26 protein-coding genes and 3 tRNA genes are annotated in these 24,917 nt (G+C 73.8%); 7 read left to right on the plus strand and 22 right to left on the minus strand.

Translation table 11 applies throughout. The features are described 5' to 3' along the window. Positions 1–37 precede the first annotated feature (37 nt). The 7 genes from ACYVO2_RS29160 to ACYVO2_RS29190 form a co-directional block, all read right to left on the minus strand. The gene (locus tag ACYVO2_RS29160) at positions 38–1,501 is read right to left on the minus strand and encodes a DHA2 family efflux MFS transporter permease subunit (RefSeq protein WP_461011022.1); all 1,464 of its coding nucleotides are present in this window, start codon (positions 1,499–1,501) and stop codon (positions 38–40) included. Between the two features lie 139 nt (positions 1,502–1,640). Then, on the minus strand, positions 1,641–2,222 hold the full coding sequence (locus tag ACYVO2_RS29165) for a TetR/AcrR family transcriptional regulator (protein WP_461011023.1): 582 nt from the start codon (positions 2,220–2,222) through the stop codon (positions 1,641–1,643). An 85-nt stretch (positions 2,223–2,307) separates the two neighbouring features. After that, the gene (locus tag ACYVO2_RS29170; protein ID WP_461011024.1) at positions 2,308–2,736 is read right to left on the minus strand and encodes a MaoC family dehydratase; all 429 of its coding nucleotides are present in this window, start codon (positions 2,734–2,736) and stop codon (positions 2,308–2,310) included. Between the two features lie 2 nt (positions 2,737–2,738). Further along, entirely contained in the window at positions 2,739–3,191 is a 453-nt protein-coding gene (locus ACYVO2_RS29175) for an FAS1-like dehydratase domain-containing protein (protein ID WP_461011025.1), read from the minus strand. Between the two features lie 219 nt (positions 3,192–3,410). Further along, the gene (gene rpmG / locus ACYVO2_RS29180) at positions 3,411–3,575 is read right to left on the minus strand and encodes a 50S ribosomal protein L33 (RefSeq protein ID WP_405586193.1); all 165 of its coding nucleotides are present in this window, start codon (positions 3,573–3,575) and stop codon (positions 3,411–3,413) included. An 87-nt stretch (positions 3,576–3,662) separates the two neighbouring features. Then, positions 3,663–3,735, minus strand: a tRNA-Met gene (locus ACYVO2_RS29185). A 47-nt stretch (positions 3,736–3,782) separates the two neighbouring features. Then, positions 3,783–3,855, minus strand: a tRNA-Thr gene (locus ACYVO2_RS29190). A gap of 459 nt (positions 3,856–4,314) precedes the next feature. On the opposite strand from ACYVO2_RS29190, the gene ACYVO2_RS29195 reads away from it, so the two are divergent. After that, on the plus strand, positions 4,315–5,637 hold the full coding sequence (locus ACYVO2_RS29195; RefSeq protein WP_461011026.1) for an amidohydrolase family protein: 1,323 nt from the start codon (positions 4,315–4,317) through the stop codon (positions 5,635–5,637). Between the two features lie 46 nt (positions 5,638–5,683). On the opposite strand, the gene ACYVO2_RS29200 is transcribed toward ACYVO2_RS29195, so the two are convergent. Beyond that, positions 5,684–6,784, minus strand: a complete 1,101-nt coding sequence (locus ACYVO2_RS29200) for a hypothetical protein (RefSeq protein ID WP_461011027.1) — start codon at positions 6,782–6,784, stop codon at positions 5,684–5,686. Between the two features lie 130 nt (positions 6,785–6,914). Between ACYVO2_RS29200 and ACYVO2_RS29205 the strand changes: the two genes are divergently transcribed. After that, positions 6,915–7,595 carry an SDR family oxidoreductase gene (locus tag ACYVO2_RS29205; protein ID WP_461011028.1) on the plus strand — a complete coding sequence of 227 codons (681 nt, stop codon included), beginning with the start codon at positions 6,915–6,917 and terminating at the stop codon, positions 7,593–7,595. 64 nt (positions 7,596–7,659) lie between these two features. Here the strand turns inward: ACYVO2_RS29205 and ACYVO2_RS29210 are convergent, their stop codons facing one another. Then, entirely contained in the window at positions 7,660–8,274 is a 615-nt protein-coding gene (locus ACYVO2_RS29210; RefSeq protein WP_461011046.1) for a histone deacetylase, read from the minus strand. A 200-nt stretch (positions 8,275–8,474) separates the two neighbouring features. Next, a tRNA-Tyr gene (locus ACYVO2_RS29215) sits at positions 8,475–8,557 on the minus strand. Positions 8,558–8,760: 203 nt separating this feature from the next. Here ACYVO2_RS29215 and ACYVO2_RS29220 point away from each other — a divergent pair. Further along, positions 8,761–9,249: a YajQ family cyclic di-GMP-binding protein gene (locus tag ACYVO2_RS29220; protein ID WP_461011029.1), complete on the plus strand. Its 489-nt coding sequence runs from the start codon at positions 8,761–8,763 to the stop codon at positions 9,247–9,249. A 106-nt stretch (positions 9,250–9,355) separates the two neighbouring features. Here ACYVO2_RS29220 and ACYVO2_RS29225 read toward each other — a convergent pair whose 3' ends face one another. The 12 genes from ACYVO2_RS29225 to ACYVO2_RS29280 form a co-directional block, all read right to left on the minus strand. Then, the gene (locus ACYVO2_RS29225) at positions 9,356–9,748 is read right to left on the minus strand and encodes a YccF domain-containing protein (RefSeq protein ID WP_461011030.1); all 393 of its coding nucleotides are present in this window, start codon (positions 9,746–9,748) and stop codon (positions 9,356–9,358) included. Further along, on the minus strand, positions 9,745–10,608 hold the full coding sequence (htpX, locus tag ACYVO2_RS29230) for a zinc metalloprotease HtpX (RefSeq protein WP_461011031.1): 864 nt from the start codon (positions 10,606–10,608) through the stop codon (positions 9,745–9,747). Before htpX ends, ACYVO2_RS29225 begins: the two co-directional genes overlap by 4 nt. A 159-nt stretch (positions 10,609–10,767) precedes the next feature. After that, positions 10,768–12,273 (minus strand): NADH-quinone oxidoreductase subunit N, encoded by a 1,506-nt coding sequence (locus ACYVO2_RS29235; protein ID WP_461011032.1) that lies wholly within the window; start codon positions 12,271–12,273, stop codon positions 10,768–10,770. Next, entirely contained in the window at positions 12,270–13,886 is a 1,617-nt protein-coding gene (locus ACYVO2_RS29240) for a complex I subunit 4 family protein (RefSeq protein ID WP_461011047.1), read from the minus strand. Before ACYVO2_RS29240 ends, ACYVO2_RS29235 begins: the two co-directional genes overlap by 4 nt. Positions 13,887–13,894: 8 nt before the next feature. Beyond that, a complete protein-coding gene (locus ACYVO2_RS29245; RefSeq protein ID WP_461011033.1) occupies positions 13,895–15,916 on the minus strand; it encodes an NADH-quinone oxidoreductase subunit 5 family protein in 2,022 nt (673 codons plus the stop codon). Next, entirely contained in the window at positions 15,913–16,341 is a 429-nt protein-coding gene (nuoK, locus tag ACYVO2_RS29250; protein WP_461011034.1) for an NADH-quinone oxidoreductase subunit NuoK, read from the minus strand. The genes ACYVO2_RS29245 and nuoK overlap by 4 nt, the downstream gene beginning before the upstream one ends. After that, entirely contained in the window at positions 16,341–16,991 is a 651-nt protein-coding gene (locus ACYVO2_RS29255) for an NADH-quinone oxidoreductase subunit J family protein (protein ID WP_461011035.1), read from the minus strand. Before ACYVO2_RS29255 ends, nuoK begins: the two co-directional genes overlap by 1 nt. Continuing rightward, positions 16,988–17,569 (minus strand): 4Fe-4S binding protein, encoded by a 582-nt coding sequence (locus tag ACYVO2_RS29260; RefSeq protein ID WP_461011048.1) that lies wholly within the window; start codon positions 17,567–17,569, stop codon positions 16,988–16,990. The genes ACYVO2_RS29255 and ACYVO2_RS29260 overlap by 4 nt, the downstream gene beginning before the upstream one ends. Before the next feature lie 68 nt (positions 17,570–17,637). Beyond that, complete coding sequence (locus ACYVO2_RS29265) at positions 17,638–18,600, minus strand: complex I subunit 1/NuoH family protein (RefSeq protein ID WP_461011036.1); 963 nt, start codon at positions 18,598–18,600, stop codon at positions 17,638–17,640. Then, positions 18,597–19,553: an NADH-quinone oxidoreductase subunit C gene (locus tag ACYVO2_RS29270; RefSeq protein ID WP_461011037.1), complete on the minus strand. Its 957-nt coding sequence runs from the start codon at positions 19,551–19,553 to the stop codon at positions 18,597–18,599. The genes ACYVO2_RS29265 and ACYVO2_RS29270 overlap by 4 nt, the downstream gene beginning before the upstream one ends. Next, a complete protein-coding gene (locus tag ACYVO2_RS29275) occupies positions 19,550–20,230 on the minus strand; it encodes an NADH-quinone oxidoreductase subunit B (protein WP_461011038.1) in 681 nt (226 codons plus the stop codon). Before ACYVO2_RS29275 ends, ACYVO2_RS29270 begins: the two co-directional genes overlap by 4 nt. After that, positions 20,227–20,634 (minus strand): NADH-quinone oxidoreductase subunit A, encoded by a 408-nt coding sequence (locus ACYVO2_RS29280; protein WP_461011039.1) that lies wholly within the window; start codon positions 20,632–20,634, stop codon positions 20,227–20,229. The genes ACYVO2_RS29275 and ACYVO2_RS29280 overlap by 4 nt, the downstream gene beginning before the upstream one ends. Positions 20,635–21,017: 383 nt before the next feature. Between ACYVO2_RS29280 and ACYVO2_RS29285 the strand changes: the two genes are divergently transcribed. From ACYVO2_RS29285 to ACYVO2_RS29300, 4 genes are all read left to right on the plus strand, one after another. Continuing rightward, positions 21,018–22,166: a sensor histidine kinase gene (locus ACYVO2_RS29285; RefSeq protein ID WP_461011040.1), complete on the plus strand. Its 1,149-nt coding sequence runs from the start codon at positions 21,018–21,020 to the stop codon at positions 22,164–22,166. A gap of 180 nt (positions 22,167–22,346) precedes the next feature. Next, positions 22,347–23,660, plus strand: a complete 1,314-nt coding sequence (locus ACYVO2_RS29290) for a sensor histidine kinase (RefSeq protein WP_461011041.1) — start codon at positions 22,347–22,349, stop codon at positions 23,658–23,660. Positions 23,661–23,758: 98 nt separating this feature from the next. Then, positions 23,759–24,418 (plus strand): LuxR C-terminal-related transcriptional regulator, encoded by a 660-nt coding sequence (locus ACYVO2_RS29295; RefSeq protein ID WP_461011049.1) that lies wholly within the window; start codon positions 23,759–23,761, stop codon positions 24,416–24,418. A gap of 305 nt (positions 24,419–24,723) precedes the next feature. Then, positions 24,724–24,917 (plus strand): hypothetical protein (locus ACYVO2_RS29300; protein WP_461011042.1); only part of this gene is annotated, 194 nt, incomplete at its 3' end.

A 24,917-nucleotide genomic window follows, 5' to 3' on the forward strand; every position in this document is an offset into this window, starting at 1 on the left:
GCGGGAGAGCCCGCGGGCGGGGGCCGGTGGCCGTCCGTCAGACCGCCACGGGTTCCTCGGCCCGCTCGGGCGCCCGCCCCGCGCCCGCCGCCGCGCCGCGGACCCGCGGCACCAGCAGCGCCGCCACCGCCGCCAGGGCGACCAGGGCGCTGCCCACCCACAGCGCGGGGACCAGGCCGTCGGTGAAGCTCCGCGCGGACTCGTGGCCGCCCCGCGCGGAGAAGACCGAGGAGAGCACGGCGACGCCGAGCGCCCCGCCGATCTCCCGCAGCGCGTTGTTGGCGCCCGAGGCGATGCCCTGCTCGTGCGGTGCGACGCTGCCCATGACCAGGGCGGCGACGGGCGCGAAGAACAGCCCCATGCCGAGGCCGCTGACGACGAGGGCCGGGACCTGGGCGGCGTAGGAGACGTCGGGCGCGGCCACCGCCGCGTACAGGCCCAGGCCCACGGCCTGGAGGGCGAGTCCGGCGGCGACGACGGGCCGGGGGCCCACCCGGTCGGAGAGCACCCCGGCGAGCGGCGCGGCGATCATCGGCATCGCCGTCCAGGGCAGCATCCGCACGCCCGCCTCGGTGGGCGAGTAGCCGGAGACGTCCTGGAGGAACTGGCTGAGCAGGAAGATCGAGCCGAACATCCCGAGGAACATCAGCAGGCTGGCCGCGTTGACAGCGCTGAAGGCGCGGCTGCGGAACAGGCGCATCGGCAGCATGGGCGTCTCGGTGCGCAACTCCCAGGCGACGAAGGCGGCCATCAGCGCGGCGCCGCCGATCAGGCCGCCGAGGACGGGGCCGCTGGTCCAGCCGTCGGCGTTGCCGCGCACCAGGGCGTAGACGATGCCGAACAGGCCGAGGCCGGACAGGGCGGTGCCGGGGAGGTCGAGGCGGCCGTCGGGACCGCGGCTCTCGTTCAGGCGGAGCCGGGCGAGCGGGAGCAGGGCGGCGCCCAGCGGCACGTTGAGCCAGAAGATCCACTGCCAGGACAGGTGCTCGGTGAGGGTGCCGCCGACCAGGGGGCCGGTGGCGACGGCGAGGCCGTTGACGGCGCCCCAGATGCCGAACGCCAGGCCGCGGCGCTCGGCGGGCACGGCCGCGGTGAGCAGGGTGAGGGTGAGCGGCATGAGGATGGCCGCGCCCAGGCCCTGCACGGCGCGGGCGGCGATGAGGGCCTCGATGCCGGGGGCGAGCGCGGCGGCGGCCGAGGCCCCCGTGAAGATCGTCACACCGACGAGGAACATGCGGCGGCGGCCGAAGCGGTCGCCGAGCGCGGCGCCGAGCATCAGCAGCACGGCGAAGGTGAGGGTGTAGGCGCTGACCGTCCACTCCAGGTCCTCCAGGCCGCCGCCGAGGTCCTCGCGGATGGAGGGCAGGGCGGTGGTGACGACCAGGTTGTCCAGGGCGGCCATGAACCCGGCGACGCCGGTGACCACGAGCGCCCAGACGGCCGTGGCCAGGCTGGGGGTCGGGCTCGCGGTGGCGGGCGGGTGCGTGTCCCGGCTGGGCATCGTGTCCCCTTTCGTCTCCCCCGTGGGGGCTTCTGCACAGTGATTAGTTATTGGTCACTAAGTTTTTGGATTAGTTAGCAGTCACTAAGTGGCGCGGACATGGGTGTGCCGGTTCGGCCCTCCCGGCCGGCCCGTTCCCTCAGCCGTCCGCTCCGGCGCGGGAGGCCGCCGCCTTGCAGGCGTCCCCCATGCCGGACCAGATGCGGTGCTCGGCGGGGACGTCCAGGGCCACCAGGACGTTGATCAGCAGGCCGGTGCCGAAGAACTCGCGCATCTCCTCGTCGTCCGCCCCCGTGCGGCTGCGGACCAGGTCCCACAGCTCGACCCAGCGCCGCCTGACGAAGCCGCTGAGCTCGGGGTCCTCGTCGGAGTGCGCGGTGACGTAGAGCTGCATCTGCATCAGCAGCAGGTCCCGGTCGGCGATCAGCTCCGGGTAGGCCTCCTTCATGGCCTCCAGCGCCTCGGCGCCCGACAGGCCGTCACAGGCCCGCAGGAACGTCTCGGCGACGCGGTCGAGGCAGCGCTCGGCCGCCGCCGTGAACAGCGCGAGCTTCCCGGGGAAGAGCCGGAACAGGTACGGCTGCGAGACACCCACCCGGCGGGCGATCGCCTCGGTGGACGTGCCGTGGTACCCGGTCCGGGCGAACTCGACCAGGGCCGCGCGGACGACGCTCTCCCGCCGCTCCTCGGCCGACATCCTGCTTCCCGTGCCGCTTCCCATGGCCAATAAGTTAGTGGCCACTCACTAAGCTGGTCAAGCGCGGACCGGCGGGGCCCGCGGCGCGCGCCGCGGGCCCCGGAGCCGCTCACGCCAGTTGGACGACCGCCCGCGCCATGCCGAGCACCTTCACTCCGCCGCTGACCACCGTCAGGTCCACGCGCACCCGCCGCCCGTCGAGCTTCTGCGCCACCCGCGCGCCGACCTCGATCGTGGCGCCCTTGTCGTCGTCCGGCACCACCACGGGCCGGGTGAACCGCACCCCGTACTGCACCACCGCCGAGGGGTCGCCGACCCAGTCCGTGACCACCCGGACCGCCTCCGCCATGGTGAACATGCCGTGCGCGATCACGTCCGGCAGCCCCACCTCCTTGGCGAACCTCTCGTTCCAGTGGATCGGGTTGAAGTCCCCGGACGCGCCCGCGTACCGGATCAGGGTGGCCCGCGTCACCGGGAACACCTGCCCGGGCAGCTCCGTGCCGACCTCGACATCGTCGTAGGCGATGCTCGCCGCCACCGTCACTCCCCCTCCGGAGCCCGCGCCACCAGCACGGTGTGGCCCGTGACCACGTGCTCGCCGTTCTCGTCGTGGACCTCACCGCGCACCGCGAGCACGTCGTTGCCCGCCAGCGACTTGATGGACTCGATGGAGGAGGTGACCGTCAGCCGGTCCCCCGCGCGCACCGGGCGGGAGTAGGTGAACCTCTGGTCGCCGTGCACCACCCGGCTGTAGTCGAGACCCAGCTCGGGATCGGCGATCACCTGGTCCGCCGCCCGGTAGGTCAGGGCGAAGGCGAACGTCGGCGGGGCGATCACGTCGGGGTGGCCGAGGGCCCTCGCCGCCTCCGGATCGGTGTACGCCGGATGGGCGTCCCCCACCGCCTCGGCGAACTCGCGGATCTTCTCCCGGCCCACCTCGTACGGCGCGGTGGGCGGGTAGGACCGCCCGACGAAGGACTGGTCCAGGGGCATCGGCAGCTCCTCACGGTGAAACGGTGGCACCCGGGCACCTGTGCGGACCCGGGGTACCCGCCATGGTGCGGCATCGCGGTCCAGGGAAGGTGGAACGGGGGGCCGGTGCCGCGGGGTGAAACGCCGGGAGGCCGCCCCCACGGTCGGGGGCGGCCTCACAGGCGTGCCTGTCCGGGCCGGGCGGCCGCACCCATCAGACGGGTGGGCGCGCGGCCGGTGTCAGCGGGTCTCGCGGTGCGCCGTGTGGCGGTTGCAGCGCGGGCAGTGCTTCTTCATCTCCAGGCGGTCCGGGTCGTTGCGCCGGTTCTTCTTGGTGATGTAGTTCCGCTCCTTGCACTCCACGCAAGCCAGCGTGATCTTGGGGCGAACATCGGTGGCAGCCACTGGAGTGCCTTCCTAGAACGAAAAGACGACTGAACGCAGACAAGAGTAGCCGACCGGGAGGACAACCCCACAATCGGCTACGCGGGGTAGCGGTGACCGGACTTGAACCGGTGACACAGCGATTATGAGCCGCTTGCTCTACCGACTGAGCTACACCGCCACGGGGGAACGTGCGCCTCGCCTCACGACGAGGCGCCATCCCTTCCGAGCCCCAATACGGAATCGAACCGTAGACCTTCTCCTTACCATGGAGACGCTCTGCCGACTGAGCTATTGGGGCGAGCGAGGAAGACATTACACGGTTCGTGGCCGAAGGTGAAATCCGATTCGGGCCGCGCTGAGCACGTCACTCCCGCGGGCGGGTAACGGGGCCGGGCGGCGTCCGAGGCCGCCGGGCCGGGCGCGTCGGACGGCCGCGGCGGGCGCCGCGCGCTCCGGTCGCGGGGCGGGGTTCCGGCCGCGGGGCGGCCGGTGCACGGGCGGGTCCGCGGGAGGCCGGGGAGCAGGCGGCGGAGGCGGCCGGGCGGCGGCGAGGGGGCGCCGGAAGGGGCCCGGCGCGCGCCCGCGGGCGACGGCCGCGCCCCCCGACCGCGCCGGTACGACTATTCCCCTCCTCCCCGATGGGCGGGCCCGCCCGCCCTACGCTCGGAGGACGTGATCATGTACGGCGCTCCGGCGCGGCCCGGCGACGGCCCGCGCGGGGGGCCGTCCCCGCCCGCGACGTACAGGAGGAGCGCCCATGGCCGGCAGCGCGCGTTCCGGCGGGCCGCCCGGCCCCGGCGGCCCCACCGGCCCGACGGGTCCCACCGGTCCCGGCGGCCGGGAGCCGGCGCCCGCGGGGCCGACCGAGGCCGAGGCCCTGCTGCTCTCCGGCGCGCGGCTGCCCGACGGCCGCACCGTGGACATGCGGCTGGGCGGCGGGCGCATCGAGGCCGTCGGCACCTCGGGGAGCCTGCACGCCCCGGGCGAGCGCGTCGACCTGTCCGGCTACCTGCTGCTGCCCGCCCCCGCCGAGCCGCACGCCCACCTGGACACGGCGCTGACCGCGGAGAGCCTGGGCGCCCCGCCGCCCACCGGCCCCGAGGACGTGCGGCGGCGCGTCACCGAGGCCGCGCTGCTCCAGCTCGGCCACGGCACCACCGCGATCCGCACCCATGTGCGCATCGGCGACGTGCGGGGCCTGCGGACCATGGAGGCCGTGCTCCAGTCCCGGCGCTCGCTGCGCGGCCTGGTGGACGTCTCGGCGGTGGCCGTGCCGCGGGTGCTCACCGGCGTGGCCGGGGCGGACAGCCTGGCGATGCTGCGGGACGCGCTGAAGATGGGCGCCTCCGTGGTGGGCGGCTGCCCCGACCTCGACCCCGACCCGGCCGGGTACGTGGAGGCGGTGCTGCGGGTCGCCGCGGAGTTCGGGTGCGCCGTGGACCTGCACTCCGACGGGGCGGACCCGGCCCGGCTCGGGCGGCTGGCCGCGATGGCCGGCGGCCTGCGGCCCGGGGTGACGATCGGGCCGTGCGACGGGCTGGCCCGGATGCCGCGGGACGCCCTGGCGCGGGCGGCGGCCCAGCTCGCGGCGGCGGGCGTCGCGGTGGTGTGCCTGCCCCAGGGCGGGTGCGGCACGGTGGAGCGGGAGCGCGCCGGGTGGGTGGCGCCGGTGCGGGCGCTGCGCGCGGCCGGGGTGCGGGTGGCGGCGGGCAGCGGGGCGCTGCGGGACCTGGCCAACCCGGTGGGCCGGGCCGACCCGCTGGAGTCGGCGTACCTGCTGGCGTCCTGGGGCGCGGCGGACGCCGACGACGCGTACGAGGCGGTCAGCGGAGTGGCGCGGGGGGTGATGGGGCTGCCCGAGGTGCGGCTGGAGCCGGGGTTCCCCGCGGAGCTGCTGGCGGTGCGGGGGGACAGTGTGGCCGGGGTGCTCTCGGTCGGCTACAGCCGCGTGGTGGTGCACCGGGGCCGGGTGGTGTCCCGCACCAGCGCGGTGCGGGAGTACACCGACGCGGCGGCGCTCGACCTGCCGCGGCAGCTCGGCACGGGAGTGGCGCAGGGCCGGGGGCAGCCGCCGGCGTGAACCGCCGCCGGCCGCGCGCCCGGCCCCTGCGTGTGCGCTGTGCGCGTCAGGCCGCCTGGGTGGTCTCCTCCTCGTACATCCACTCCTCGCCCGAGAAGTCCTCCTCGGACAGCTCGTCGGGCGTGACGGCCCAGGGGGCGGTGGAGAAGCTCTCCATCAGCTCCTCGACGTCCTCCAGCGGCACCTCGGTGGCGCCGGACGGCTTCTCGATGGGGCCGCCCTCGGCGAAGTCGATCCGCAGCGGCAGCTTCTGCCCGGCCTTGACCATCTCCTCGTCCAGTTGCGCGAGGTCGAACGTCACCTCGGACAGCTTGCCGTCCTTGATGAGGACGTCGGCGGTGGCCCGGGTGGTGGGGATCGCCTTCAGGTCCTCCTGGGTCGGCAGCTCCTCGCCGGGGAACTGGGCGCTCAACGGCTCCAGCTCCTTGACCAGGCCGCCGAGCAGCGAGCGGGCGGACGCGGAGACCTCCAGGTGGTCGGCCCCGTCGCGCCTGCCCTTGTCCTTGATCCCGACCTCCCTGCCCAGCAGGCCCTTCAGGCCCTTGAGCAGCTCGTTCTCCTGGCTCTTGGTCAGGTCCTCGCCGGGCTTCGGCTCCTCGCCGGTGAACTCGGACATCCGCTCGTCGAGCTCCTCCAGGTCGGCGTTGTTCACCGACACCCAGCCGCCTTCGAGGAACTCCTCGACGAAGCCGAGCTCCGCGGGCATGCCCTCGGTCAGCTCCTCGACGGACGGGGCGGGTTCGCCGCCGACCTCGGCGATCTGCTCGATGTCGGCGCGGACGTAGGTGGTCTCGCCGACGATCCGCAGCTCCATCAGCCGCTTGAGGTCCTTGGAGAAGCTGATCTCCGCTCCGGTGAAGTCGGCCTCCTCGGCCTTGTTCAGCGGCTTGTCGGCCTGGACGGTGAGGCTGATCCGGCCGCCCGCGAGCAGCTCGGCCGCCTCGCGCGGCAGTTCCTCCCCCTGGCTCTCGGAGATCTTCATCAACTGCTCGGGGGTGGCGTCGAGCCCCAGCTCGACCGAGAGCGACCGCTGTTCCCCGAGCCGGTCGAAGGCGCGGGACAGCTTCTGGCCGGCCGTCAGTTTCTCGACGGCGTCACAGGCGACGACTCCCGCGGTCAGGGCGGCGGCGCAGCCGAGCGCGGTCACGGTCTTGCGTATGGCGGTAATCGGAACCCCCGTAGTGGCAGGTGTGCGGGGGCACAGTTCCCCCGATCACTCCTGGGACGCGCGAGCGCCGCCGACGGTTGCACGCGCGGGCGGCCTAGAGTCGATGTTCATGCGAATCGTTATCGCGGGAGGGCACGGACAGATCGCGCTGCGGCTCGAGCGGCTGCTGGCGGACCGGGGTGACGGCGTCGCCGGGCTGATCCGCAGCCAGGAGCAGGCGCGGGACCTGGTGGCGGCCGGCGCGGAGCCCGTCGTGGCGGACCTGGAGTCGGCGGAGGTGGCGGAGGTGGCCGCCGTCCTGGAGGGCGCGGACGCGGCGGTGTTCGCGGCGGGCGCGGGCCCGGGCAGCGGGACGGAGCGCAAGCAGACGGTGGACTTCGGGGCGGCGGTGCTGTTCGCGGACGCGGCGGAACGGGCCGGGGTGCGCCGCTACCTGATGGTGTCGTCCATGGGCGCGGACAGCGAGCCGCCGCCCGGCACCGACCCGGTGTTCGCCGCCTATCTGCGGGCGAAGGGCGCGGCCGACCGGGACCTGAGGCGGCGCACCTCGCTGGAGTGGACGATCCTGCGGCCGGGGCGGCTGACGAACGAGCCGGGCACCGGCCTGGTGCGGCTCGGGGACCGCACGGGCCGCGGGGACGTGCCGCGCGACGACGTGGCGGCGGTGCTGCTGGCGCTGCTGGACGAGCCGGCGTCGGCGGGTCTCGTGCTGGAGCTGGTCGGCGGTCCGACGCCGGTCGCGGAGGCGGTGCGGGCGGCGGCGGGCGGGGGGCCGCTTCCGGCGGGGTGACGGCGGGCGGGGGCGGGCGGGCGGCGCGGGCGGCGCGGTGGGTCGGCGCGGTGGGTCGGCGCGGTCAGGGTGTGAGGGCGGGCCGGGGTTCGCCGGGGGCCGGGGCGGCGAGGAGCGCGGCCACGTCGTCGGCGGTCCAGCGGTCGGCCACACCCGGGCAGTCGGCGAGGTACGCGGCGACGGTGCGCCCGTCCCAGCCGTGCGCCTGGGCCAGCCCCGCGGCGAGGTGGCGCAGGTAGGCGGGGGCCGGGGCGTTCTTGGGGACGTCGGCCATGGCCCAGGGGGCGGTGAAGGTGACGACGGGCAGGCCGTCGAGCAGGCCGGTGCAGACCAGGGTCTCGTACCGCCCGTCGCCGATCCGCATCCGGCCGTGGCGCAGCAGCGCGGCGAGGTCCAGGTCGCGCCCGGGCTCGCGGCCCATCTCCTGCGCGGCGATGTCGGAGAACTGCGCCAGGGTGAGCAGGTGGGCGCGGGCCGCCGTCCGGCCGCCGGCGTCCGGGTCGTGGAAGGCCATGCCGCCGGTCCAGGTCCGCGACTCCAGCGCGAAGTAGAGCCTGCCGGGGAGGTGGACGGGCACCGACCCGGCGGGCGGGCGCGGGTCGCGGCAGCCCGGGTAGTGGCGGGCGCCGCCGGGCGGGCAGCCGCCGCCGAGGTAGGCGGCGAGGCGGGCGAGGCTCATGTTGGAGCCGAAGGCGGCGTACCAGAGCCGCTCGGGAGCGGCCGGGCGCGCGGTGCCGGGCGCGGGCAGCGGCTCGATCCGCCGCGGGCCGCCGGTCACGGGCTCGCCCACCGTCCCTCCCTGGTCGTCGCCGGGCCGTGGTGTGCACGACACGACCAGGCCCCTGGCCGCTTGCGCGCACCAGGGGCCTGGTCGAAATGTGGCGGGTGCAGGGTTCGAACCTGCGTAGGCGTAAGCCGACAGATTTACAGTCTGCTCCCTTTGGCCGCTCGGGCAACCCGCCGGGAATGCCGTCCGGATCTCCCTCGGAGATCCCTGGCGACGACGTAAACCATACCCGATCCCGAGGGGTGCTCTGCCACCCGATTACCGGTGGCGCGGCCCTCGCGGCACGCCCGGGAGCTGGTAAGCGGTCGCTAAGGTGGGCGAGGACGGCCCGCGTCCGCGGGTCGTCGCCGTCAACAGCCACCAAGGAGCCAACAGAACATGGCCGACTCCAGTTTCGACATCGTCTCGAAGGTCGAGCGGCAGGAGGTCGACAACGCGCTGAACCAGGCATCGCGCGAGATCGCGCAGCGGTTCGACTTCAAGAACGTGGGCGCTTCGATCGGGTGGTCCGGCGAGCGGATCGAGATGAAGGCGACCTCCGAGGAGCGGGTCAAGGCGGTCCTGGACGTCTTCCAGTCCAAGCTCGTCAAGCGCGGCATCTCCCTGAAGGCGCTGGACGCAGGGGAGCCGCAGGCGTCGGGCAAGGAGTACAAGATCTTCGCCACCATCCAGGAGGGCATCTCCCAGGAGAACGCGAAGAAGATCTCCAAGATCATCCGGGATGAGGGCCCCAAGGGCGTCAAGGCCCAGATCCAGGGCGAGGAGCTGCGGGTCAGCTCCAAGAGCCGGGACGACCTCCAAGCCGTGATCGCCCTGCTCAAGGGCAAGGACCTGGACTTCGCGGTGCAGTTCACCAACTACCGCTGACCGGCCGGGGTGACGGCCCTGACCGGGTGCGGTCGGGCCCGTCCGCCCCTGCGCGGCGGGGGCGGACGCCGACCTTCGCGCCCCTCGTCCGCCGCCCCCGGCGCGGCTACCGCGCCGCGAACGGCTGGTCGCTGGGGACGACCTCGCGGCCCAGGGGGACCAGGGAGACGGGGATCAGCTTGAAGTTGGCGATCCCCAGCGGGATGCCGATGATCGTGACGCACAGCAGGATGCCGGTGACGATGTGGCCGAGGGCCAGCCACCAGCCCGCCACCAGGAACCAGATCACGTTGCCCACCGCCGACATCGCGCCCGCGTCGCGCCGGACCACGGTGGTGCGGCCGAACGGCCACAGGGCGTAGCCGGCGATACGGAACGACGCCACGCCGAACGGGATCGTGATGATCAGCACACAGCAGATGATCCCGGCGATGGCGTAGCCGATCGCCAGCCAGATGCCGCTCAGTACCAGCCAGATGATGTTCAGGACCGTCTTCACGATCGATAGCCTGCCATCCGTTCGAGCCGGGCGATACGATCCGCCATCGGCGGGTGGGTGGAGAACAGCCTGCTCATGCCGTCACCCGGCCGGAACGGGTTGGCGATCATCATGTGGCTCGCCGTCTGGAGCCGGGGCTCGGGCGGCAGCGGCAGGCTCTTGGTGCCGGCGTCCAGCTTGCGCAGGGCGTTCGCCAGGGCGAGCGGGTCGCCGGTGAGCTGGGCTCCCGAGGCGTCGGCCTCGTACTCGCGCGAGCGGCTCACGGCCAACTGGATCAGGCTGGCGGCCAGCGGGCCGAGGACCAGGATCAGCAGCATGCCGAACAGGCCGGGGCCCTCGTCGTCGTCGCTGCGGCCGATCGGTATCAGCCAGGCGAAGTTCACCAGGAACATCACCACGCTGGCCAGCGCGCCCGCGATCGAGGAGATGAGGATGTCGCGGTTGTACACGTGCGAGAGCTCATGACCGATCACCGCCCGTAGTTCCCGCTCGTCGAGGATGCGCAGGATCCCGTCGGTGACGCACACGGCGGCGTTGCGCGGGTTGCGGCCGGTGGCGAACGCGTTCGGGGCGGCCGTGGGCGATATGTACAGGCGGGGCATGGGCTGGCGGGCCGCCGTGGACAGCTCGCGGACCATCCGGTACAGGGCGGGCGCCTCGAACTCGCTGACCGGGCGGGCCCGCATCGCGCGCAGGGCCAGCTTGTCGCTGTTCCAGTAGGCGTAGGCGTTGGTCCCCAGGGCCACCAGGAACGCGATCATCAGCCCGGTGCGGCCGAAGAATCCGCCGATGACCAGGATGAGCGCGGACAGACCCCCGAGGAGTACGGCGGTTTTCAACCCGTTGTGCCGGCGGTGCACGGTTCGCCCTCCAAGCGTGCGGCAGGGGGTTCCCTTCCTGGCAGGTTTCCCGCGGGGGTGTCCTGCATGTGGACTTTTCTTCCCCGCACTGGTCAACGTTCTGCACCGAGTGCTAGTTCCCTTGTGCACGCCGGGCGGGGCGGGGCCCCGCCGGGGCGGTCAGAACAGGGTGCCGGTGGCGAAGCGCAGGACCAGTTGCGGGGCGCCGGAGAGGGCGACGCCGAGGACCAGCGCGGCGGCGATGGCCGCGGTGAGCGGGTACGGGGTGCGGGGGCCGGGTCCGGCGGGCGCCGGGGCCTGCTCCGGACGGGCGAACAGCACCGCCGTCCACCGCAGGTAGTAGTACAGGGCGGCGGCGACGTTGACGGCCATCACCAGGGCGAGCCAGCCGAGCCCCGCGTCCACGGCCGTGCGGAACACCGCGACCTTCGCGAACAGGCCGATCACCCCGGGCGGCAGCCCGGCCAGGCACAGCAGGAAGAAGCCGAGGGAGAGCGCGGCCAGGGGGTGGGAGGAGAACAGGGCGCGGTAGTCGGTGATCCGGTTGTGCCGGTGGACGCGGCCGACCAGGGCGGCGACGGCGAACGCGCCGAGGTTGACGGCCGCGTACATCAGCGCGTACGCGACGGTGGCGCCGACCGTCTCCTCCGGGTCGTCGTGGTACCCGGCGGCGGCCAGCGGCACCATCAGGTACCCGGCCTGCCCCACCGAGGACCAGGCCAGCAGCCGCACCGCGCTGAGCGGGTGGTCCGCGCGCTGGCGCAGCGCGGCGGCGTTGCCCGCGGTCATGGTGATCGCGGCGAGCACGGCGAGCGCCGGGCCCCAGGTGCCGGAGTGGGGCCGGAAGGCGACGACGGTGAGCAGGATCAGCCCGGAGAAGCCCGCGGACTTGCCGACGACGGAGAGGTAGGCGGCGACCGGCAGGGGGGCGCCCGCGTAGGTGTCGGGCACCCAGAAGTGGAACGGCGCGGCGGCGAGCTTGAACGCGAAGCCGACCAGGGTGAGGGCCACGCCCAGGTGGGCGAGCGCGGTCAGCGGCTCGTCGACGTCGGCCAGGCCGCGGGCGACGGCGTCCAGGTGCATGCTGCCGGTGGCGGCGTAGACGAAGCTGATGCCGAGCAGGGTCACGGCGGTGGCGGTGACCGAGGACAGGAAGAACTTCAGCGCCGCCTCGGACGACCTGCGGTCCTCGCGCGCGAGGCCGACCAGCGCGAACGCGGGCAGCGAGGCCACCTCCAGGGCGACGACGAGGGTGGCCAGGTCCCGGGACGCGGGCAGCAGGGCGGCGCCGCAGGCGGAGCACAGCAGCAGGAACCAGTACTCGCCCGCGGGCAGCGCGCTCTCCCGCACCGCGTGCACGGACAGCAGCGCGGTCAGCAGGGCGCCGCCGATGACGAGGAACTGGACGGCGAGCGCGAAGTGGTCCGCCGCGTACGAGCAGTGCCCTTCGCCGGTGGTCAGGCAGAAAGTGGTGCGGTCGCCGTCGGTCAGCGGCAGCAGGGACAGGCCGGCCAGCACCGTGCCGGCCACGGCGCCGCGGGCGAGCCAGACCTTGCGCTCCTCGGGCAGGAACAGGTCGGCCACGAGCACGGCCAGCGCGGTCAGCGCCAGCACGAGCGGCGGGGCGACGGCCACCCAGTCGACGGACTGGACGAGGGAGGTCATCGGCTGCCTCCGAGGAGCGTCTGCACGGCGGGGTCGCTGAGGCTGAGCAGGACGGCGGGCCACAGCCCGGCGAGGACGGTGAGGGCCACCAGCGGGCTCCACGCGGCGATCTCGTGCGCCCGCACGTCGGGGAACGCGGCCCGCTCCCGGTCGGCCGGCAGCTCGCCCATGCACACGCGGCGCACCACCAGCAGCAGGTAGGCGGCGGTCAGCAGGGTGCCGAACGCGGCCAGGGAGAGGAACACCAGGTAGGCGGGGCGGCTGAGCCCTTCGGCGGGCCGGTACGCGCCGAACATCGCCAGCATCTCGCCCCAGAACCCGGCGAGCCCGGGCAGCCCGAGGGAGGCGACCGCCGCGAACGCGAGCAGGCCGCCCAGGCGCGGGGCCCGGCCGTACAGGGCGGCGCCGGCGCCCGCGGCGAACCGGTCCAGGTCGCTCGTCCCGAACCGCTCCTTGACCGCGCCGACCAGGAAGAACAGCAGGCCGGTGATGAGCCCGTGGGCGACGTTGGCGAACAGGGCTCCGTTGACGCCGGTCGGGGTGAGCGTGGCGATCCCGAGCAGCACGAAGCCCATGTGGCCGACCGACGAGTACGCGATCAGCCGCTTGAGGTCCGCGGAGCCGCCGGCGGCGAAGGGCGCGCGGCGGGTGCCCTTCGGGGTGGCGGCGGGGCGCGGCAGGACCAGGGAGAGGCAGACGAGAGAACCGTAGAGGATGCCTGTGACAGCGAAGGCCGCCAGGTACGGCGCGAGGGTCTGCGCGCCGTCGGGCGCTGCGGGCAGCACGATCCGGACGAAGCCGTAGGTGCCCATCTTCAGCAGCACCCCGGCCAGCAGCACCGAGCCGACGGTGGGGGCGGCGGTGTGGGCGTCGGGCAGCCAACTGTGCAGCGGCCACATCGGCGCCTTCACGGCGAGGCCGAGGCCGATGGCGAGCACGGCGACCACCTGGGTGCCGTGGGAGAGCCCGGCGCCGTGCCGGTCGGCGAGCTCCACCATGTCGAAGGTCCCGGCGCGCAGACCCAGCAGGAGCAGGCCGAGCAGCATCACGGCGGAGCCGAGCAGCGTGTACAGCACGAACCGCCAGGCCGCCGCCTCGCGTCCCTCGCCGCCCCAGCGGGCGACGAGGAAGTACATCGGGATCAGCACGATCTCGAAGGCGAGGAAGAACAGGATCAGGTCCAGCGCCGCGAAGGTGCCCAGCATGCCGGTCTCCAGCAGGAGCAGCAGGGCCACGAACGCGCGCGGGGCGGGGCCCTCGGGCATCCGGTGGTAGCTGTACAGGGCGCACAGGAAGGTCAGCAGCGCGGTCAGCACCACCAGCGGCAGCGACACGCCGTCCACGCCCAGGTGGATCCGGATGTCCAGGGCCGGGATCCAGGAGATGTCGGTGGTGGCCTGCATCCTGGACGGGTCGTCGTGGTCGAACCCGGCCGCGAGGACGACGGACAGCAGCAGCACGGCGCCGGTGACGGTCACGCCGTGCCGCAGGACGGCCTGGTCGGGGCCGCGGCCGCGCAGCCCGGGGGGCGCCGGGAGGAGCGCCGCGACCGCGCCCGCGGCGGGGAGGAGGACGATCGCGGCCAGCAGGACCTGGAGGGCGGTGTCGTTCACGGTGCTGCTCACGCTCCCACGGCGGCGAGGACGGCGAGGACGACCGCGCCGGCGAGAAGGGCGCTGAGGTAGGTCTGCACGTTGCCGGTCTGCGCCCGGCGCACGGCGGCGCCGAGCAGGCCGGGGGAGCGGCCCGCGGTGCGGACGTAGGACTCGACGACCTCCTGGTCGAGGAAGCGGGCCAGGCGGGCGGCGGCGAGCGCGGGGCGGACGGCGACGGCGCGGTACAGGGCGTCCAGGTGGAAGCCGTGGACGGCGGGGCCGTACAGCGGGCCGAGCAGCAGGCGCCCGGGGTCGGTGGCGTCGGGTTCGCCGCCGGCGCGCGCGGTCACGGTCTGCCGCGCGCCGACGGCGATGGCCTCGGTGGTGGCGGCGTCGGTGTCGGGGGGCGCGGTGCGGGCCGTGCCGCGGGCGCTGCCGTCGAAGGCGCGCCACGCCGCCCAGGTGACGAGGATGCCGACGAGCGCCATGCCGGTGCCGAGGACGGAGGTGACCAGGGTCGGGTCCAGGGACCCGCCGTCGAAGTACTCCGGCAGCGTGCCGACGGCCAGGCCGAGGGCGAGGGCGGGGACGGCGAGGAACCACAGCGTCCAGCGCATGACGGCGGGCTCGGGGGACAGCGGAGGGTGGTCGGCGCCGGGGGCCCGGGCCGCCTCGGGTGTCCGCGCCGCCCGGTGGGCGGGGGCCGGGGCGCCGCCGAAGGCGCGCAGCCACAGCCGGGTGGCGTAGGCGGCGGTGAGCAGGGCGGTGAGCAGGCCGCTGATCAGCACGGTCCAGCCGACGGCGCCGGGGACCCGGTCCAGGTGGCCGGTGGCCGCGTGCTCGGCGGCGCGCAGCACGGACTCCTTGCTGAAGAAGCCGGAGAAGGGGAAGACGGCGGCGAGCGCGGCCAGGCCGATCGTCATGGTCCAGAACGCGTCGGGGACGCGGGCGCGCAGGTCGCCCATGCGGGACATCGCGGCGAGGGAGTTGGTGCCCGCCGCGTGGATGACCACGCCCGCGCCGAGGAACAGCAGCGCCTTGAACGCGCCGTGGGTGAGCAGGTGGAACGCCGCCGCGCCGCGGTCGCCCACGGCCAGGGCGCCGGTCATGTAGCCCAACTGGCCGATCGTGGAGTAGGCCAGGACCCGTTTGATGTCGTCCTGGGCGAGCGCGCACAGCGCGGAGCCGATCATGGTGAGGGCGGCCATGGCGGCGAGGACGGCGAGCACCACCTCGGACAGCAGGAACACCGGCAGCAGCCGGGCGACGAGGTAGACGCCCGCGGCGACCATGGTGGCGGCGTGGATCAGCGCGGAGACGGGCGTGGGGCCGGCCATGGCGTCGGGCAGCCAGGTGTGCAGCGGGAACTGGGCGGACTTGCCCGCGACGCCGGCGAGCAGCAGCAGGCCGATCAGGGTGGGGTGGCTCAGGCCGCCGCTGACGGCGGCGGTGAGGATGCCGTTGATCCGGAACGTCCCGGCGTCGGCGGCAAGGGCGAACACGCCGATCAGGAACGGCACGTCGCCGAGCTTGGTGATCAGGAACGCCTTCAGGGAGGCGGAGCGCGCGGCCGCTGTCTCCCAGTAGTGCCCGACCAGGAAGTACGAGCAGATGCCCATGACCTCCCAGCCGACGAGCAGCACCATCAGGTCGCCGGAGTAGACGACCAGCAGCATCGCCGCGGTGAACAGGGAGACCAGGGCGGCATAGGAGGGATAGCGGGGGTCGTCGCGCAGGTAGCCGGTGGAGTAGATCTGCACGGCGCTCGCCACCACGGCGACCAGGACGGCGGCGAGGGTGGCGAAGCCGTCGAGGTGCAGGGCGAGGTCCACGGGCACGGAGCCGGTGGGGGTGAGCCGGGTGGCGGCGACCTCGGCGGGCCCGGTGCCCTGGCGGGCGAGGACCACGGCGGCGAGCACGGCCGCGGTCAGCGTGGGCAGCACCGCGAGGGGGCGCGCCCAGCCGGGGGCGGTGCGGCCGGTGAGCAGGCCCGCGGCGGCCCCGAGGAACGGCAGGAGCGGGACGAGGGCGGCGAGGGTGACGGTCACGCGAGGGCCTTCCCAGGCTCGGTGCCGCCGGCGGCGGGGGTGCCCGCGGCGGGGTTGTCCACAGAGGGGTTTTCCACAGGCTCGCGGCCGGGGTGGTCACTGTCCGTGAGAGGTGTCATTCTGTCGGTGAGGTCGGTGAGCCGGTCCACATCGGCCGTACCCCGGTTGCGGAAGACCAGCAGGACGATCGCCAGGCCGATGCCGATCTCGGCGGCGGCGATGGTGATGGTGAACAGGGTGAGCGCCTGGCCGGCGTGCAGGGTGTCGCGCAGCCACACGTCGAAGGCGACCAGGTTGAGGTTGACCGCGTTGAGCATCAGCTCGACGGACATCAGCACGAGGATGGCGTTGCGCCGGGCCAGCACACCGTAGAGCCCGACGCTGAAGAGCAGCGCGGCGAGCACGGCGGGATAGACGAGGTGCATCAGCGCTCCTGCTCGGGCGGGGCGGGGGCGGTGCGGGAGGGGGCGGTCCCGTCCGCCGTCCGGCCCGCGGGGCGCCGGCCACCGGAGCCGGTGCCGCCGGAGCCGGTGCCGCCGGACGAGCGGCGGCGGGACAGGACGATGGCGCCGACCAGCGCGGAGAGCAGCAGCACGGACAGCGCCTCGAACGGCAGCACCCAGTGCCGGAAGAGGCTTTCGCCGGTGACCTCGGCGGAGCCCTGGACGGAGCCGTCCAGGTCGATCCAGGTGCTGCGGAAGGCGTCCACGACGACGGTGACGAGGGTGGCCGCGGCGGCCGCGGCCACGGCGAGGGCGACCCACCGGTTGCCGGAGTCGGCGTCGGGCGAGCGCCCGATGGGCGCCTTGGTGAGCATCAGGCCGAACAGGAGGAGGACCACGACGGATCCCACGTAGATCAGCACCTGCACCCAGGCGATGAACTCGGCGGTGAGGAGGAGGTATTCGACGGCGAGCCCGCCCAGCGCGACCACCAGCCACAGCGCGGCGTGCACCAGTTGCCTGGTGGTGACGGTGATGACGGCGGCGCCGAGTGTGACCACACCGACCAGGAGGAAGAGGATCTCGACACCGTTCGGGGAGAGGAAGCCGTTGCCCTCGGCGGCCAGGTTCACGCCTCCCCCTCCCGCCGCGGCCGGCCGGCGGAGGTGTCCCGCCCGGGCCCGGCGCCCCGGTCGTCCGCCCCGCCCCGGTCGTCCGCCCCGGGGCGGGGGGCCGCCGGGGTCTGGGCGGCGGCGAGCTTCTCGGCGGCCTTGCGGGCGGCGGCCAGCTCCTTGGGTTCCTCGGCGCCGGGGTCCAAGGCCGGCGGGGCGGGCACCGTCCACATCCACTCGCGCAGCCGGTCCCGCTCGTGGGTGAGGTCGAGGATGTCCTCCTCGGCGTACTCGAACTCCGGGGACCAGAACAGCGCGTCGAAGGGGCACACCTCCACGCAGATGCCGCAGTACATGCACAGCGAGAAGTCGATGGCGAAGCGGTCCAGCACGTTGCGGCTGCGCTCCCGGCCCCCGGGCGCGGCCGGGGGCACCGTCTCCTTGTGGGAGTCGATGTAGATGCACCAGTCCGGGCACTCGCGGGCGCACAGCATGCAGACCGTGCAGTTCTCCTCGAACAGCCCGATCACCCCGCGGGAGCGCGGCGGCAGCTCCGGCAGGGCGTCGGGGTACTGGTCGGTGACCGAGCGGCGGGTCATCGTCCGCAGGGTGACGGCCAGGCCCTTGGCCAGGCCGCGGCCCGGCAGGCTCTTCCTCGGGGTCGCGGTCACGAGATCACCACCTTCACCACGCCGGTGAGCGCGATCTGGGCGAGGGCCAGGGGGATGAGCACGGTCCAGGCGAGCTTTTGGAGCTGGTCCTCGCGCAGCCTCGGATAGCTCGTCCTGAGCCAGATGACGACGAACGCCAGCACGGCCGCCTTCAGCAGCGTCCACAGCCAGCCGAGGGCGTCCGACCAGGGGCCGTGCCAGCCGCCGAGGAACAGCACGGTGGTCAGCAGGCACAGCACGACGATGCCCGCGTACTCGGCGAGGAGGAACAGCGCGAAACGCAGCCCGGTGTACTCGGTGTACGCACCGAAGATGATCTCGGAGTCGGCCACCGGCATGTCGAAGGGAGGACGCTGCAACTCGGCCAGCCCGGCCACGAAGAAGACCACACCGCCGACGATCTGCCACGGCACCCACCACCACTGGAACTCCGCCACGATCCCGGGGAGGGCCAGGGTGCCCGCGGCCATGGCGACCGAGGCCGCGGCGAGCAGCATCGGCAGCTCGTAGGCCATGAGCTGGGCGGCGGTGCGCAGACCGCCCAGGAGGGAGAACTTGTTGGCCGAAGCCCACCCGGCCATGAGGGAGCCGAGCACCCCGACGCCCATCACGGCCAGCACGAAGAACAGCCCGGCGTCCACGACCTGCCCGACGAACCCGTCCGGGCCGATCGGCAGGACGATCATCACGACCAGGTACGGGAGGAGGGCGACGGCCGGGGCGAGCTGGAAGATCCGCCGGTCCGCACCGGCGGGGACCACGTCCTCCTTCTGCGCGAACTTCACCCCGTCCGCTATCAACTGGGCCCAGCCGTGGAAGCCGCCCGCGTACATGGGCCCGAGGCGGCCCTGCATGTGGGCCATGGCCTTGTGCTCGGCCTGGCCGACGAGCAGGGGCAGCACGAGGAACGCCGCGAGGACGGCGACGAGCCGCAGGGCGACTTCGAGCGCGTCGTTCACGCTTCCTCCTCGGGGGCGGGGCGGGGGCTGGGGCCCGGGGCGGGGCCGGGCTCGGGCTCCGGCTTGCGGGCAGGCCCGGGCTCGGCCGCGGGGCCGGGCTCCGGGGCGGGCTCGGGCTCCGGGGCGGGCTCGGGCCGGGACGCGGGCCCCGGCTCGGCTGCGGGCTCCTGGGGCGGCTGCTGCCACGGGGCGTCGGTGGTGCGGCGGCGGGGCGGGGCCGGGCGGTCCTGGGTGGGGGCGGCGCCGGGGTCCCCGGGGGTGGGGGTGGTCCGGCCGGCCGAGCCCTGGGCGGCGGAGCGGGTGCGGCGGGGCCGGTCACCGGCGGCGCGGGCCGGGCGCTCCCTGGCCGGGGCCTCGGGCAGGGTGCCCTTCAGCGGGCCCCAGGTGTTGGGGTCGGGCACGCCCGGGGGCAGCATCTGGCGGCGGCGCGGGGGGCCGCCGTGGTCGGACTCGCCGGGCTCCTTGGCGCCGGGCCACGCCTTGGCCACGCGGGCGGCCAGCACGAACTCCTTGCGCAGCGGGTGGCCCTCGAAGCCCTCGGGCAGCAACAGCGGCAGCAGGTGGGGGTGGCCGGTGAAGTCCACGCCGAACATCTCGTGGGTCTCGCGCTCGTGCCAGGAGGCCCCGGCGTACACCCCGGTGGCGGTGGGCAGGACGGGGGCGTCGTGCGGCACCAGGGTGCGCAGCAGCAGCCGCCGCACGGGGGTGCCGACGGCCACGAGGTGGGCGGCGACGAACAGGCCGCGGCCGGGCTCGTCCACGGCGCTGAGCCAGTCGAACCAGGTGCAGCCGAGCACGTCCCGGGCGGCGGTCAGCGCCTCGGTCCAGGCGGCGGCCGGGACGTCCACGGTGAGCAGCCCGTAGGTCTCCTCCGCGGTCGCGCCCTCGCCGAAGATCTCGGCGGCGGCGGCCCCGGCGTCGTCGCCCCCCGCGGTCAGTCGCTCGAAGGTCACCGGCCCGCCTCTCCACCCGGCGCGGTTCCGCCCGGCGCGGTTCCGCCCGGCGCGGCGGCCTCGCCGCCCGGCGGCACGGGGGCCCGCACCAGGTCGCTGGTGAGGGCGGAGGCGGGCGGGGCGGGGCGGGCCGCGGTGCCGTACCGCTCCCCCAGGGACTCCCGGGCGATCTTCTCCTGGAGCTTGAGGATGCCTTGGAGCAGCGCCTCGGGCCGCGGCGGGCAGCCGGGCACGTACACGTCGACGGGGATGATCTGGTCCACGCCCTTGGTGACCGAGTACGAGTCCCAGTAGGGCCCGCCGCAGTTCGAGCAGGCGCCGAAGGAGATCACGTACTTGGGCTCGGGCATCTGCTCGTACAGCCGCTTGACGGCCGGGGCCATCTTGTCGGTGACGGTGCCCGAGACCACCATCAGGTCGGCCTGCCGGGGGCCGGGCGCGAACGGGATCACGCCCAGCCGGATGAAGTCGTGGCGGGCCATGGACGCGGCGATGAACTCGATGGCGCAGCAGGCCAGCCCGAAGTTGAACACCCACAGGCTGTAGCGGCGCCCCCAGTTCAGGACGATCTTCATGGGCTCGGGGGCGAGCCGCGACAGCGGGCCGAGCCGGGGCGGGCGGACCGCGGGCATCCCGAGCGGCACCGCGGCGGACCCGCTCCGGGCGGTTGGGTTCATGTCCACTCCAGAACGCCCTTCTTCCAGGCGTACAGCAGGCCGACGGCCAGGAAGCCGATGAAGACGAACATCTCCACCAACGTCGTACCTCCGAACCCGTCCGCGGCGAAAACCGTGGCCCACGGGAAGAGGAAGATCGCGTCGACCGCGAAGATCACGTACAGGAAGGAGTACACGTAGTAGCGAATCTGGGTGTGCGCCCAGCCCTCGCCGACCGGGTCCACGCCGCACTCGTACGTCAGCAGCTTCTCGGGCGTGGGCACCACGGGCCGCAGCAGCCGCCCGGCGCCGAACGCCACCGCCACGAACAGCACCCCGACCACGGCGACGAGCCCGACCACCGAGTACCCGTCGAAGTAGCCTGCCGCGACCTGGCGGGTCGCTTCCACGGTCACCTCCGCCACGTCCTTGAAATCGTCCCGGTCCGCAACTGCCCGCTGTTCGATGGTCCTGTCCGCCTGCGCGGCGCGCCGTCCCGCCCCGTGCTCCCGGTGATCCGCCGGGATTCGATCCGTTTCGGCAGGGAGTGAGTCTAGGGCCTGGGCCGGTGTCCGGCTGCAAGTGCGGGGCGCGGGCTAGCACAATCCCTCGGGGGCGCGGCGGCGCTCGGGGCGCCGGGGAACGGGGGAAAACCCCACCACGGCACACCGATCCGCCCCATGGCGCACCTCGCGGCGCCCGCTCGATCCTGGCGCCGGGCGTACCGCCCGGCAGGGTCGCGGGGGTACGGCGACCAAGTGATCCGGTCGGCGGCGCCGCGGACCGGCGAGGGACGGAAACGGGAGAAGTGACAGACAACCCGAGCACCACGAAGCTGCCGCCGCCGCGCCCGGTGTTCGGCGCGGTGACCTTCAAGGAGATCGTCTACCTGCTGCTGAACCTGCCGATGGACATCGCCGGGTTCGTGTACGTGGTGGTGATGCTGTCGCTGGGCGGCGGGCTCGCGGTGACGGTGGTGGGCCTGCCCCTGCTCTCGCTCGGCCTGCTGGGCTGCCGCGCGGCGGGCCGGGTGGAGCGGGCCCGCGCCCGCGCCCTGCTCGGGGTGGAGATCGCCGACCCGTCACCGCCCCGGCCGCGCGGCACCGGTTTCCTGCCGTGGCTGTGGGCGTCGCTGACGGACCCGGTGGCCTGGCGGCACGCGCTGTACCTGTTCATCCGGCTGCCGTGGGGCATCGCGACGTTCACGATCACCTTGACGGGCCTGTTCGTGGCGTGGCCGCTGATGCCGTGGATCGCCCGGGGCCTGGCCACGGTGGACCGGGTGATGGTGCGGGTGCTGCTGTCGCCGGACGAGGAGCTGGAGCGGCGGATCCGGGAGCTGGAGGAGAGCCGCGGGGTGGTGGTGGACACGGCGGCGGCGGATCTGCGGCGCATCGAGCGGGACCTGCACGACGGCGCCCAGGCCCGCCTGGTCGCCCTCGCCATGGACCTCGGCCTGGCCAAGGAGAAACTCCAAGAGGACCCCGAAGCCGCCGCCCGCATGGTCGAAGAAGCCCACGGCGAAGTCAAGATCGCCCTCCAGGAACTGCGCGACCTCGCCCGCGGCATCCACCCCGCCGTCCTCACCGACCGCGGACTCGACGCCGCCCTGTCCGCCCTCTCCGCACGCTGCACCGTCCCCGTCACCGTCACCGTCGACCTCCCCACCCGCCCCGCACCCGCCATCGAAGGCATCGCCTACTTCACCACCAGCGAACTCCTCACCAACATCAGCAAACACAGCCACGCCACCCACGCCACCGTCGACCTGTGGCGCACCGACGACCGCCTCATGATCCAAGTCACCGACAACGGACACGGCGGCGCCGACCCCACCAAGGGCTCCGGCCTGGCCGGCCTCGCCGAGCGGATCGGGGCGGTGGACGGGGTGTCGGCGGTGGACAGCCCCCCGGGCGGGCCGACGACGGTCACCGTGGAGCTGCCCTGGCGCGACTGAGGGCGGCCGCCGCCGCGCGGTGGCCCCGGCACCACCCGCCGGGGTGGGGATATCCCCCTCCCGAGGACGCCGACGCGCACCATGGGCCGGCGGGCCCCCGGCCGAGCACTCTGGAAGCACCGTGGAGGCGTGCCGCCGCCACGCTCACCAAGCCCGACGATGACCCGACGAGGACCCACCATGGCCACCGCACCCCGGCAATCCCCCCGCCGCCACCTGGTGCCGACCGCGCTGCGGGCGCCCTTCCAGGCCCGCACCTGGCGGGAGTTCCTGCACCTGCTGCTGGACCTGCCCATCGGCATCGTCACGTTCGTCTACGCCGTCACGATGCTCTCGGTGGGCGCCGGACTGCTGATCACCTTCCTGGGCGTGCCGGTGCTGGCCGCCGCCCTGGCCGGCTGCCGGGCCATCGGCACGATGGAGCGGGCCAGGGCCAGGGCGCTGCTGCGGGAGGACGTGCCGTCCCCCGGCCGGGTGCTGCCCCGGCGCAAGGGCCTGCTGGCCTGGACGGGCGCGCTGTTCAGGAGCGGCGTGTCATGGCGGCACGTGCTCTACTCGCTGCTGATGCTGCCGTGGGGCGTCTTCGCGTTCACCGTGGCGCTCACCTTCTGGGCGCACGGCTGGGCGCTGGTGACCTACCCCTTGTGGCGGTGGGTGTTCCCCGAGTTCACCGACGAGCCGGGGCTGATGCTGTACGGCGACGGCGACGGCACCACCTGGTACCTGGACACCCCGGTGGAGATGGCCCTGACCGCGGGCGTGGGCCTGCTGATCTGGATGGCCACGCCGTGGGTGATCCGGGGGCTGGCGACGGTGGACCGGATGATGGTGCGCGGCCTGCTGGCCCCGTCGTCCCTGACCGAGCGGGTGCAGGAGCTGGAGGCGGACCGCGGGGTGGTGGTGGACACGGCGGCGGCGGATCTGCGGCGCATCGAGCGTGACCTGCACGACGGCGCCCAGGCCCGCCTGGTCGCCCTCGCCATGGACCTCGGCCTGGCCAAGGAGAAACTCCAGGAAGACCCCGAAGCCGCCGCCCGCATGGTCGAAGAAGCCCACGGCGAAGTCAAGATCGCCCTCCAGGAACTGCGCGACCTCGCCCGCGGCATCCACCCCGCCGTCCTCACCGACCGCGGACTCGACGCCGCCCTGTCCGCCCTCTCCGCACGCTGCACCGTCCCCGTCACCGTCACCGTCGACCTCCCCACCCGCCCCGCACCCGCCATCGAAGGCATCGCCTACTTCACCACCAGCGAACTCCTCACCAACATCAGCAAACACAGCCACGCCACCCACGCCACCGTCGACCTGTGGCGCACCGACGACCGCCTCATGATCCAAGTCACCGACAACGGACACGGCGGCGCCGACCCCACCAAGGGCTCCGGCCTGGCCGGCCTCGCCGAGCGGCTGGACGCGGTGGACGGGGTCCTGGTGACCCACAGCCCGCCCGGCGGGGGGACCACGGTCACGGCCGAGCTGCCCTGGCGCGCGTGACCGCACCGGGTGTCGTGTCCGCGGCCGGCGCCGTTTGCTGCGATGCTGTGCCACGCGAACCGAACACCCGGGGGTGGAGCGCAGTGGTGCAGGACAGCGTGCGTGTGGTCATCGCCGAGGACTCCGTCCTCCTGAGGGAGGGGCTGACCCGGCTGCTGACCGATCGCGGCCACCAGGTGGTGGCCGGCGTGGGCGACGGAGAGGCACTGCTGGAGGTCGTCGGGCGGCTGGCCGCCTCCGGCGAGCTGCCCGACGTGGTGGTGGCGGACGTGCGGATGCCGCCCACCCACACGGACGAGGGCGTGCGCGCCGCGGTCGCCCTGCGCCGGGACCACCCGGGCGTGGGTGTGCTGGTGCTGTCGCAGTACGTGGAGGAGCAGTACGCCACGGAGCTGCTCGCGGGCAGCAGCCGCGGGGTGGGCTATCTGCTGAAGGACCGGGTGGCCGAGGTGCGGGAGTTCGTGGACGCCGTGGTGCGGGTGGCGGGCGGCGGTACCGCGCTTGACCCGGAGGTGGTGGCGCAGTTGCTGGGCCGCAGCCGCAAGCAGGACGTGCTGACGGCGCTGACCCCGCGGGAGCGGGAGGTGCTGGGCCTGATGGCGGAGGGCAGGACGAACACGGCCATCGCCAAGGAGTTGGTGGTCTCGGACGGCGCGGTGGAGAAGCACGTGAGCAACATCTTCCTCAAGCTGGGCCTGGCGCCCAGCACGGAGGACCACCGCCGGGTGCTGGCCGTGCTCACCTATCTCAACTCCTGACCCACCCCTGATCCACTCCCGTCCCACCGGCCTCAGCTTTCACTCGCGCATTCCCCTGTCCGGCGGTATCCGGCCGGCTCGCGACCCGCTCGACCGGCTCGAGGAGGGCTCGCGGCGGCCTCGCGCCGAGCTCGCCAGACGGCGGAAAAAGCCCTGGAAAACAGGTGGAACATCGAGGATGACGGTGGTGTTGACCATATTCCGGGCACAGGGAAGGTCACCCTTCCTTGCGACGTAGCATGGCTTTGGGAGCCATGCGTCCGGCAGGAGCCGCCGATCCGCCGCCTCGAGGGAGGTCTGTTTCAGTGACCAGCCAGGTCAGCCCTACAGACGAGGGTGCTGTGTCCGATTCTCTTCCGGGTGCCGGGTCCCGTAAAGAGGTGAAGCGCCTCGATAGGGTGATTATTCGCTTTGCGGGCGATTCCGGTGATGGGATGCAGTTGACGGGTGACCGGTTCACCTCGGAGACGGCGTCGTTCGGCAATGACCTGTCGACGTT

This window comes from Streptomyces capparidis (assembly GCF_054782095.1).